This window comes from Alcanivorax limicola, from assembly GCF_019931215.1.
Taxonomy (GTDB): domain Bacteria; phylum Pseudomonadota; class Gammaproteobacteria; order Pseudomonadales; family Alcanivoracaceae; genus Isoalcanivorax; species Isoalcanivorax limicola.
Genome location: NZ_JAIOUB010000002.1, coordinates 902432 through 912701 on the forward strand (window position 1 = coordinate 902432; position 10270 = coordinate 912701).

The 10270-nt window shown below is 61.3% G+C and carries 10 protein-coding genes; 8 read left to right on the plus strand and 2 right to left on the minus strand.

The window, feature by feature from the left end:
• Positions 1 to 111: 111 nt before the first annotated feature.
• The 7 genes from argC to K8B33_RS10155 all read left to right on the plus strand — a co-directional run bounded on the left by argC (position 112) and on the right by K8B33_RS10155 (position 6059).
• Positions 112 to 1170 carry an N-acetyl-gamma-glutamyl-phosphate reductase gene (argC, locus tag K8B33_RS10125; protein ID WP_223426051.1) on the plus strand — a complete coding sequence of 353 codons (1059 nt, stop codon included), beginning with the start codon at positions 112 to 114 and terminating at the stop codon, positions 1168 to 1170.
• 7 nt (positions 1171 to 1177) lie between these two features.
• The gene (locus K8B33_RS10130; protein WP_223426053.1) at positions 1178 to 1900 is read left to right on the plus strand and encodes a DUF6776 family protein; all 723 of its coding nucleotides are present in this window, start codon (positions 1178 to 1180) and stop codon (positions 1898 to 1900) included.
• Between the two features lie 10 nt (positions 1901 to 1910).
• Positions 1911 to 2366, plus strand: a complete 456-nt coding sequence (locus K8B33_RS10135) for a bactofilin family protein (protein WP_223426055.1) — start codon at positions 1911 to 1913, stop codon at positions 2364 to 2366.
• Between the two features lie 55 nt (positions 2367 to 2421).
• A complete protein-coding gene (gene erpA, locus K8B33_RS10140; protein WP_223426057.1) occupies positions 2422 to 2775 on the plus strand; it encodes an iron-sulfur cluster insertion protein ErpA in 354 nt (117 codons plus the stop codon).
• A gap of 83 nt (positions 2776 to 2858) precedes the next feature.
• Positions 2859 to 4034, plus strand: a complete 1176-nt coding sequence (locus K8B33_RS10145; RefSeq protein ID WP_223426058.1) for a hydroxymethylglutaryl-CoA reductase — start codon at positions 2859 to 2861, stop codon at positions 4032 to 4034.
• Positions 4035 to 4067: 33 nt separating this feature from the next.
• Positions 4068 to 5036 (plus strand): NADPH:quinone oxidoreductase family protein, encoded by a 969-nt coding sequence (locus K8B33_RS10150; RefSeq protein WP_223426059.1) that lies wholly within the window; start codon positions 4068 to 4070, stop codon positions 5034 to 5036.
• A 24-nt stretch (positions 5037 to 5060) separates the two neighbouring features.
• Positions 5061 to 6059, plus strand: a complete 999-nt coding sequence (locus K8B33_RS10155) for a zinc-dependent alcohol dehydrogenase family protein (RefSeq protein WP_223426060.1) — start codon at positions 5061 to 5063, stop codon at positions 6057 to 6059.
• 24 nt (positions 6060 to 6083) lie between these two features.
• On the opposite strand, the gene K8B33_RS10160 is transcribed toward K8B33_RS10155, so the two are convergent.
• Positions 6084 to 7217 carry an anhydro-N-acetylmuramic acid kinase gene (locus K8B33_RS10160; protein ID WP_223426061.1) on the minus strand — a complete coding sequence of 378 codons (1134 nt, stop codon included), beginning with the start codon at positions 7215 to 7217 and terminating at the stop codon, positions 6084 to 6086.
• Positions 7201 to 8538: a peptidoglycan DD-metalloendopeptidase family protein gene (locus K8B33_RS10165; RefSeq protein ID WP_223426062.1), complete on the minus strand. Its 1338-nt coding sequence runs from the start codon at positions 8536 to 8538 to the stop codon at positions 7201 to 7203. The genes K8B33_RS10160 and K8B33_RS10165 overlap by 17 nt, the downstream gene beginning before the upstream one ends.
• Before the next feature lie 140 nt (positions 8539 to 8678).
• Between K8B33_RS10165 and tyrS the strand changes: the two genes are divergently transcribed.
• The gene (gene tyrS / locus K8B33_RS10170; protein ID WP_223426064.1) at positions 8679 to 10025 is read left to right on the plus strand and encodes a tyrosine--tRNA ligase; all 1347 of its coding nucleotides are present in this window, start codon (positions 8679 to 8681) and stop codon (positions 10023 to 10025) included.
• Positions 10026 to 10270 lie beyond the last annotated feature (245 nt).

The following is a 10270-nucleotide window of genomic DNA, read 5'->3' on the forward strand; positions in this document are numbered from 1 at the left end:
TGAAATGCGGGCGACAACACAGCTGAGAGGCGTGCCTGTTGCCGGACGGTCCGGGGCTTCCTATCATGCAGCCTTTCTGTCCTTGTCTTTACCCTGTTCCCGGAGAATTTCATGAGCGCACCAGCCAAGGCCTTTCGGGTCGGCATTGTCGGCGGCACCGGTTACACGGGCGTCGAGCTGCTGCGCCTGCTGGTTAACCATCCGCAGGTGGAGATCGCCGCCATTACCTCGCGTAGCGAGGAAGGCACCCGGGTTGATGACATGTTTCCCAGCCTGCGGGGTCACCTTGATCTGGCGTTCAGCGTCCCGGATGTGAAGCAACTGGCGCAGCTCGATCTGGTGTTCTTTGCGACGCCACATAATGTCGCCATGCGCATGATGCCGGAGCTGATGGCAGCCGGTGTCCGGGTGGTGGACCTGTCGGCGGACTTCCGGCTGCGGGACGCGCAATTGTGGTCCCAGTGGTACGGCGAGACACACAGCTGCCCGGAACTGCTGGCCCAGGCGGTCTATGGTCTGCCGGAGCGGAATCGGGAGGCCATCGCCTCGGCACAGCTGGTGGCGTGCCCGGGGTGCTACCCCACGGCCATTCAGCTGGGTTTTCTGCCGCTGCTGGAAAACAATCTGGTAGAAAACAGCCCCCTGATTGCCAGCGCGGGCTCCGGCGTCAGTGGCGCCGGGCGTCAGGCCAAGGTGCCGATGCTGCTGGCGGAGGCGTCCGAGAGCTTCAAGGCCTATGGCGCCGCCGGGCACCGGCATTTGCCGGAGATCGAGCAGGGCCTCTCGGATATGGCCGCCGATCCTGTCTCGGTCACTTTTGTGCCCCACCTGGTGCCCATGATCCGGGGCATCCATGCGACGCTCTACGGGCAGTTGCGGGATACCAGCCTGTCGCTGGAGGACATGCAGGCGCTGTATGAGGAGCGCTTCGCCGACGAGCCGTTTGTGGATGTGATGCCGTTGGGCAGCCACCCGGAAACCCGGTTTGTCAAAGGCGCCAACCACTGTCGTATCGCGCTGCACCGGCCACAGGGCAGAAATACTGTGGTGGTGTTGTCAGTGATTGATAACCTGGTCAAAGGCGCGTCCGGCCAGGCAGTGCAGAATATGAACATCATGCTCGGGCTACCCGAGCGAGCCGGCCTTGAAGGAGCGGCATTGCTGCCATGACATGCCCATGAGACGAAAGAAGAAAAGCAGTGAACTGACGCTCATGCCGGTGGATCTGCGGCGGCGAGCATGGCTGCGCACGCTGCTGGCAATGGGCACGGCACTGGGACTGGTGTTGGCGTTTGTTGCCGGGTATTCCAGCGGCGGCAGTGAGGGCTGGGCGACCAACCTGGATCAGCAGCGCCTCAAGCATCGCGTCAGCCAGCTTGAGGGGCAGTTGCGTGAGGCCCGGGGTGAGCTGGCGCTGCATCGCACCGGCAATGAAGTCAGTCATCAGGCGCAGGAGCAGGTGCGCCAGGAGTTGCGCGGCCTGCGCGACCAGATCGCCGAGATGGAAGAGGCGGTAGCGTTCTACAAGAACGTGATGTCACCGGGCGATGTGGAGCAGGGTTTGCGCATTGAGCGTTTCGATGTGGCGGCGACCGACCGCGCCGGGGTCTTCAGTTACAGACTGGTGTTGACTCAGGTGGGCGATAACCGCAACTTTGTTGCCGGGGAGGTTTCCATGACCCTGGACGGACAGCAGGACGGCAACCGGATCACCGTGTCCGGCAATGACCTGATCAGTCAGGATGACAGTACAACAAGCTTCCGCTTCCGCTATTTCCAGGAGCTTTCCGGCCGCCTGGAACTGCCTGATGGTGTGTTGCCGCGCAACATCACCGTGGAAGCCGCGACCTCGGGTCGTGGTGGGCAGCGGACGGAGCGTCAATTTGGCTGGCAGTTATAGGAGAAGCATAGTGCTCGGGCGGGACAAGAAAGTACGTGAAGATTACCGGAACCACACCCTCGTGGCACCGACGGCTGAGATCAAGGGCGATATCAGTTTCTCCGGCGGGCTGCATGTCCAGGGCCGCGTGGAAGGCAATATCAGTGTCACCGGTCAGGGCGGACGTCTCGTGATCGGCGAGAACGGCGTGGTCAAGGGCGAGGTCCGGGTGCCGCGCATCGTCATCAACGGGCGTGTCGAAGGGGATGTGCACGCCACGGAACAGCTCGAGCTGGCCGAAAAGGCGGTCATCGAAGGCAATGTCTACTACAACCTCATCGAAATGGTGGTCGGGGCTCAGGTGAACGGCAAGCTGGTGCGTCAGGGCGAGCGCAAGAACCTGCCCGCGCCGGATGCGGGCAAGCCGGCAAGCGCCGAGACCAGCCGGCCAGGGGCCAGCACATCGGCCGAGCAGCCCAATACTTGACTATAATGGTCGGGTATTGGACTCTATGGCGGCTTACCACAACGCTGTGCGGGACATGACTGACTCCATTGATGCAACACAGACAAGTATTTCACTGACGGATCGCGCCGCCGCCAAGGTGCGCGCGCTCCGTGAGGAAGAGGGCAATCAGGCGCTGAAATTGCGGGTGTATATCACCGGCGGTGGCTGCTCCGGGTTCTCTTACGGCTTTACCTTTGATGAAGATACCCGTGAGGACGACACCATTGTCGATAATGGTGACGTGGCCTTGCTGGTGGATGCCATGAGCATCCAGTATCTGGCCGGGTCAGAAGTGGATTACGATCAGGGCCTGATGGGTTCTCGGTTTGTTGTCCAGAATCCGAATGCCACCTCCACCTGCGGTTGCGGGTCTTCCTTTTCTGTCTGACGCTTTCTGTCAGGCCCTGACTTGCTCCCCAACGTCCGCTGGGCCACCCTATGGCTGCGCTATCGCTACCCTGAGGCAGGCCCATGACGGATTCCCGATTACCCCGTGATAAAAACAATGATTACACCGCCAATATGGCGGCGGCTCGCCGTCAATTTGTCGAGCAACGTGCCGGTGTCTCGTTGGAACATCTCGGGCATTACTCTGTTGATCCGGCGCTGCTGCCGGGCAACATCGAACAGTTCGCTGGCGTCGCCCAGGTGCCTGTGGGGTTTGCCGGGCCGATGTTGCTCAATGGCGAGCATGTCCAGGGCGAGGTCTTCGTGCCCATGGCGACCACCGAGGGCACGCTGGTCGCCAGCTATAACCGCGGCATGCGCCTGGCGCGGGAAGCCGGTGGCATCACCACCACGGTAATTGATGACGCCATGCAGCGTGCGCCCATCTTCGTCTTTGAAAATGCCCGCCATGCGCGGGATTTTGGTCTCTGGGTGACCGCGAATTTTGATGCCATCCGCAGCGAGGCTGAAACGACAACATCGGTGGGCAAGCTGCGCGACATAGAGCAATACGCCCAGGGCAAGATGCGTTGGTTGCGGTTCAATTTCACCACCGGCGATGCTGCGGGCCAGAACATGGTCAGCAAGGCGGCGCACCATGCCTGCCAGTGGATACTGGCGCAGAAGCCGCCGGGGCTGGAACACTTTTCGCTGGCGGCCAATTTCGACACCGACAAGAAGCATTCCCACGTCAATAATCTGCACTCGCGCGGCAAGCGTGTGGTGGCTGAAGTGACGCTGCCCGCTGCCATGATTCGCGACATCATGCACACCACAGCAGAGGCCCTGCACCGGCAGCGGCAGTTGAGCAATATGGGCGCTATGTTGTCGGGCTCCGTCAATAATGGCTCGCACTTTGCCAACGGCATCACCGCGGTGTTTATCGCCTGCGGTCAGGATGTGGCCAACGTGGCGGAATCCTCGGCCGGCATGGTGTACGGCGAGCTCAAGGATAACGGCGATTACTATTTCTCGATCACGATACCCTCGTTGATTGTGGCGACGTATGGTGGCGGCACCGGCCTGCCGACACAGCGCGAATGCCTGGCAATGATGGACTGCTACGGGAGTGGCAAGGTGTACCGGCTGGCGGAGATCATCGCCGGTGTTGTGTTATGTGGTGAACTGTCCCTGAGCGCGGCGATCGTGTCGGATCAGTGGGTATCGAGCCACGACCAGTTTGGCCGTAACAGGCCCTGATTTTCTTTTTTATAAAACCAAGAGGTTATTTTGATGCGCGCGCTACAAGTTGAAGCATTTGGTGATCCGTCTGCCCTGAAAGTGTCCGAGGTGCCGGAGCGAGCTCCGGGGAAAGGCGAGATCATGTTGAAAATGGCCGGCGTTGGCGTCGGCTATTTTGATGGTTTGCTGGTCAAGGGAGAGTATCAGATCAAGCCGCCGCTGCCGTTTGTGCCGGGCAGCGCCATTTCCGGTGTGGTCGAGCAGACCGGCGAAGGCGTCACCCATCTCAAGGTCGGTGATCATGTGGCGGGTTTTGCGTTGTTGGGCGGTATGTCAGAGAAAGTGACGCTGCCAGCAATGTCCTGTTTCCCGCTGCCGAAAGACGTGCCGCTGCTGGATGCGGCAAATTATTTCATCGCTTACGCAACCGGGCTTTACGGTCTGCGTGAGTGCGGCAGGCTGCAGGCCGGTGAAACCGTGCTGGTGCTGGGGGCTTCCGGCACTACAGGTTCCACGGCGATAGAGTTGGCAAAAGCCATGGGCGCCAAAGTGATTGCCTGTGCTTCCACCGAAGAAAAGCGTCAGCTTTGCCTGGATGCCGGCGCGGATGTGGCGGTGGACTACACCGACGAAAACTGGCGCAAGGCGGTGAAGGCGGCAGCGCCGGGTGGTGTGGATGTGGTCTATGACCCGGTGAGTGGCGATACCGCAGAACCGGCATTGCGTCTGATGGCCCCGGGCGGGCGTTTTCTGGTGGTGGGTTTTGTCACCGGCATCGCCACCATCCCGCTCAATCTGCCACTGCTGAAACGCTGTTCGATCATCGGCGTCAACTGGGGGGGTGAGGTCATGGGCAATCCTGCCGTGGTGCCGCCCGTGATTGAGCAACTGGTGGCCTGGACGCAGGAAGGCAAGCTTAAAACGGCACCGGATCACGTTTATCCCATGGAACAGGCCGGCGAGGCGTTTCGTGCGCTGTTTGAGCGCCGTTCCAGCGGTAAGATTGTGATAACGCCCTAAGTCTCCGACAGCGAGGACGCTGCAATGAAACTGATCAAGGCACAATATGACATACGCGGGCCTGTCCCCCAGGACGTGATTCATCCGGTGGTCTTTGAGCGGCCACAGCTCGGCGCCGGTGAGGTATTGCTGGAAGTGCTGGCGGCGCCGATCAATCCGTCTGATGTGCTGACCCTGACTGGCGACTACGGCATGTTGCCGCCGCTGCCCGCCGTGGGCGGCAACGAAGGCGTGGGTCGGGTGATCGAGCTGGGGCCGGATGTGCGGCACCCGGCGATCGGGCAGGTGGTGTTGTTGCCCGTTGGCAGCGGCACCTGGACCACGCACATGGTGGCCGAGGCCAAGGCGCTGATCCCGCTACCCAACGATGTGGATCCGAAACAGCTGGCGATGATTACCGTCAATCCACCCACCGCGTCGCTGTTGTTGACCGATTTCGTGGACCTGCATGCCGGCGATTGGGTAATACAGAATGCGGCCAACTCCGGGGTTGGCAGTTACCTGATCCAGCTGGCCAAGGTGCGCGGCTTCCGCACGATCAACGTGGTGCGCCGCGAATCCGCAGTGGAAGGGGTGCGCCAGCAGGGCGGTGATGTGGTGCTGGTGGATGGGCCGGACCTGCGCAAGCGCGTCCGTGACCTGATCGGCAAGGGCGAGGTGCGATTGGGCATTGATGCGGTGGCCGGTGCGGCCACAGATCGCCTGGCGTCCTGCCTGGCGCCCGGCGCAACGCTGGTGAACTACGGACGAATGAGTGGTGAGCCTTGCCAATTGTCGTCCATGGCCCTGATCTTCAATCAGATCAGGCTCACCGGCTTCTGGCTGGCGCACTGGTTTCGTACCACCAGTCAGCCGGAGCAGATGGCGTTGTTCAGTGATCTGACCCGGCTGATGTCGTCCGGCACACTGCATGCGCCGATTCATGCGACGTATGGCATTGAGGATATTCAGGCAGCGGTGGCGGCAGCGGCGCAGGGCGAACGGCACGGCAAGATACTGATCGTGCCTCACGGGGGTGCCTGATCACGCTTGTCGGATGAAATCCGGTTACGCCGGGTACAGGGCGCCCAGCACGGCATCGCGGGACGCGCCGGTGACCTGCGGTGCATTGCCGGGCACGCCATTGAGATGCGCCCACGCCAGCCAGGCAAAGGCGCAGGCTTCGACCATGTCAGCGGGCACGCCGTGATCGGAGGTGGTTGACACGTTGGCGCCGGGGAGCTCGATCCCCAGCGCCGTCATCAGGTGGCCGTTGGCGGCGCCGCCGCCGCAAACCAGCAGCTCGCTGGGCGCAAAGGATTGCAGGGCGTCAGCGATGGTGCGTGCGGTGAACTGCAAGAGCGTTGCCTGAACGTCCTCCGGTGCGGCGTCCGCAGCAGCCGGACACTGGGTCAGCTGCGCTTCCAGCCAGGGGCCGTTGAACAGCTCGCGCCCGGTGCTTTTCGGGGCCGGCAACGCCAGATAGGGCGTCCGCAGGCAATGATCCAGCAGCGCCGGGATGACCTGGCCGCGTTGCGCCCAGGCGCCATCGCGGTCAAAGCGCTCACCGGTGTGTTTGCGGCACCAGTAATCCATCAGCACGCTGGCGGGTCCGGTATCAAAGCCGCCGATCAGTGTTTCCCCTTCAAGCAGTGTCACGTTGGCAATGCCACCCAGATTCAGAACAGCCCGACGCATGCCGGGGCGTGACAGGCACGCCTGATGAAAGCGCGGCACCAGCGGTGCGCCTTGTCCGCCCAGTGCCATGTCACGGCTGCGAAAATCGCTGATCGTGGTAATACCGGTGCGGGTGGCAATCACATCGGCATTGCCGATTTGCAGGGTGCAGGCGAGTTCAGGCATATGCCGCACGGTCTGCCCGTGGCTGCCGATGGCAGTGATGTCCTCCGGCGAGAAACCGGCCTGCTCGATCAGTGCCAGTGCAGCATTGGCGAAGTCATGGCCGAGCCGTTGATCAAGCGCGCCGAGTCGGGTTATCTCGTCAGCGCCCGGATTGCATAGCGCAACCACGGCATCGTGCAGGGCGTCATCATACGGGGGCGTGTGCTGCGCGATCATCTGGCAGCCTTGCGCTGTGACGCGCACCAGCGCCGCATCAATGGCATCGGCGCTGGTGCCGGATATCAGACCAATAAACAGACCTTCATTGTGCGAGGTGTCTGCATCAGAAATTCTGGGCAAGAGTAAATGCCTCGGCGTGCAGGGCCATCTGGTTGCGCAGCCGGTTGGCATACACGAGAAAGTCCCGGCGCTCTTCGTCTGCGACGCCACGGGCTTTCGGCAGTTGCACCGTCAGAGGATCACGGTGGGTGCCATTGACCAGAAATTCGTAATGCAGGTGCGGGCCGGTGGCCAGGCCTGTCATGCCCACCGTGCCGATGGTCTGGCCCTGACGCACCCGCACGCCGGCGCGAATGCCGCGCGCGAATGAATTCATGTGCGCGTACAAGGTGCTGTACTGCTGGCCGTGGCGAATCACAACAACGTTGCCGTAGCCGCCGCGCACGCCAGCGAACTCGACCCGGCCGTCGCCCGTGGCGCGGATGGGTGTGCCTGTGGGCGCCGCGTAATCCACGCCGCGATGGGCGCGAATAGTATTGAGAACCGGATGCCGGCGATTGGGATTGAAGCGCGAACTGATGCGAGCGAACTCCACCGGCGTGCGGATAAATTCGCGACGCAAGGAGTTGCCGGCAATGTCCAGGAATTCGATATTGCCTTCCTGTGTTTCGTAACGGAAAGCGGTCAACCGACGATCACGATTATTGAAATTGGCCATCAGGATGTTGCCGGTGCCGACCTGCTCACCATCCAGATACAGCTCTTCATAAAGCACTTCCAGGCTGTCGCCCTGGCGAATATCGAGCACGAAATCCACGTCCCAGGCAAAGATGTTCACCAGCTGCATGATCAGGTTGTCGGTCATGCCGGCGCGTTGCGCGGACAGGAAAAGAGAGTCGCTGATAGTGGCCTGGGCATAGCGCACCTGACGCTCGTAATCCCGTTTTTCTTCGCGCACGGTCCAGCTTTCGTCACTGTATTCGGCGTGCAGTGATTCAACCCGGCTGATGCGATGTTCCAGCGCCACGAGTTGCTGCGCATCGTCGAGCGCCACGCGCATGACATCGCCCGGGCGGATGTTGGTCAGTGCGGCCAGCCGTTTGTCGGCAGTGACCAGCCGGTGTACCTGGCCCGCGCTGACGCCCTCCGCCTGCAGCAGACGTGAGAGGGTGTCGCCGGGAGACACGGTAATTTCGCGCCAGTGGAAATCGGGTGTTTGTTCTGCTGCCGCAAGGGCTTCGGTCGCCTGTTCGGAGGCCGGCCGGGCTTTGGGGGCGGGCAATGTCAGGGCGCGTACCGCAGGCTTCTCATCCGGCGTGGCGCCAGATGTGGGCAGGATGACGGCGGCGCTCAGCAGGCCGAACAGCGCCGCACAGGCCATCAGATGGCCTTTGGGGAAGCAGCGCGCGAACTGGGTGAGGCGGGCCAATATCAGTTTCATGTGCAGTGAATTCTTAATTAATGGACGTAACCCCCGGAAAAGTCGAGGAACGTGGAATCTGTAGATCAGAAGATAACCGCCTTTCGCCAGATCATTCAAGTGCTACAATAGCGCCCCTTTCTTCACACCCAGGGGTTGGCATGGCCAGTCAGGAGCTTCCTGAGCAGACGCTTGAGCAGACGCTCGCAGAGATTCGCCGCGGGACAGACGAGATCATCCTTGAAGAGGATTTGCGGCGCAAGCTGCAGGAGGGGCGCCCCCTGCGAATCAAGGCGGGTTTCGACCCCACGGCCCCGGACCTGCATTTCGGCCATACGGTACTGATCAACAAGCTGCGCCAGTTCCAGGATATGGGCCATCAGGTAGTGTTCCTGATCGGCGACTTTACCGGCATGATCGGCGACCCCAGCGGCAAGAGCGCAACCCGGCCGCCCCTCACCCGGGAGGACGTGAAGGCCAATGCCGAGACCTATAAAGAGCAGGTCTTCAAGATCCTCGACCCGGACAAGACCGAAGTCCGCTTCAATTCGGAGTGGATGGACGTGCTGGGCGTGGCCGAAATGATCAAGCTGGCCGGCCAGTACACAGTGGCGCGCATGCTGGAGCGGGATGACTTCGACAAGCGCTACAAGGCCAATCAGCCCATCGCCATCCACGAGTTCCTGTACCCCCTGATCCAGGGCTATGACTCCGTAGCGCTGCAGGCAGATGTGGAGTTTGGCGGCACCGACCAGAAGTTCAACCTCCTGATGGGGCGTACGCTGCAGAAGCATTACGGGCAGGCGCCCCAGGTGTGCATCACGGTGCCTATCCTGGAGGGGCTGGACGGCGTCCAGAAGATGTCCAAGTCCCTGGGTAACTATATTGGTGTCACCGATGCTCCCGGGGAAATGTATAGGAAAATCATTGGCTTGCAGGATGGCTTGATTTGGCGGTACTTCGAGCTCTTGAGTTTTCTGCCGATGAGCGAAATTGAGGGTATGCGAGAGCGCTGCTTTAGCCGCGAGACGCATGGTCACGGGACCGAGTTTGATTACCGTAGGGCCTGCTCCCTTATGTCGGACGGGCGGCGCTTCAAGGATGGTCATCTTGTCGGAGCTGCGTTCTTGGAAGAAGAGGCTAAGAATGTCTTTGACATCAGGGATGCCAAAAGACTGCTGGCTGCCGAACTGATAAGTCGTTTCCATGATGGCGGCGCGGCCATCGCAGCGCCATCATCTGCAGGAAATCAGATTGCTTTGGGCGTAATACCTGAGAACTTGCCGGAAGTGGAGGTGCATGCGGGGGAGGATGGCGGGCTGCGGCTATTGGACCTGCTGCGCGAAGCAGGGCTAGCGCAGAGCGGCAAGGCGGCCAAGGATATGTTGGGCCGAGGCGTGGTCTATGTGGATGGCGCCCCGGCGGCGCCGGATATGACATTGGCTCGGGGTGAAACCCGGGTGGTGCAGGCCGGCAAGAAGAAGATCGCCCGGGTGCGGGTGGTCTGAATCGGGTCTGGGCCGGGCCTGCAAGGGCGTGGCTGCGGGCGGGCTCCCCTCGGGGGCTCCGCCGGTGAAGAAAATCTTCAAAAAGTAATTGACAGTGAGGGGCCGCTCTGTAGAATGGCGCCTCTCTCGACGGGGTCCTACCCCACCGAGGCGCTCTTTAACAATCAGGCAGACAAACGTGTGGGACCTGCTCTGTGTCGGGTTTAGTAACATTCGGCATTAGAGCAAGTTCAACTCATTATGAG

What these genes read in the sequence shown, in the direction of transcription:
- argC (WP_223426051.1), top strand. Translation starts at nt 112, where the DNA reads ATGAGCGCACCAGCCAAGGCCTTTCGGGTCGGCATTGTCGGCGGCACC.
- K8B33_RS10130 (WP_223426053.1), top strand. Translation starts at nt 1,178, where the DNA reads ATGAGACGAAAGAAGAAAAGCAGTGAACTGACGCTCATGCCGGTGGAT.
- erpA (WP_223426057.1), top strand. Translation starts at nt 2,422, where the DNA reads ATGACTGACTCCATTGATGCAACACAGACAAGTATTTCACTGACGGAT.
- K8B33_RS10145 (WP_223426058.1), top strand. Translation starts at nt 2,859, where the DNA reads ATGACGGATTCCCGATTACCCCGTGATAAAAACAATGATTACACCGCC.
- K8B33_RS10150 (WP_223426059.1), top strand. Translation starts at nt 4,068, where the DNA reads ATGCGCGCGCTACAAGTTGAAGCATTTGGTGATCCGTCTGCCCTGAAA.
- K8B33_RS10155 (WP_223426060.1), top strand. Translation starts at nt 5,061, where the DNA reads ATGAAACTGATCAAGGCACAATATGACATACGCGGGCCTGTCCCCCAG.
- K8B33_RS10165 (WP_223426062.1), bottom strand. Translation starts at nt 8,538, where the DNA reads ATGAAACTGATATTGGCCCGCCTCACCCAGTTCGCGCGCTGCTTCCCC.
- tyrS (WP_223426064.1), top strand. Translation starts at nt 8,679, where the DNA reads ATGGCCAGTCAGGAGCTTCCTGAGCAGACGCTTGAGCAGACGCTCGCA.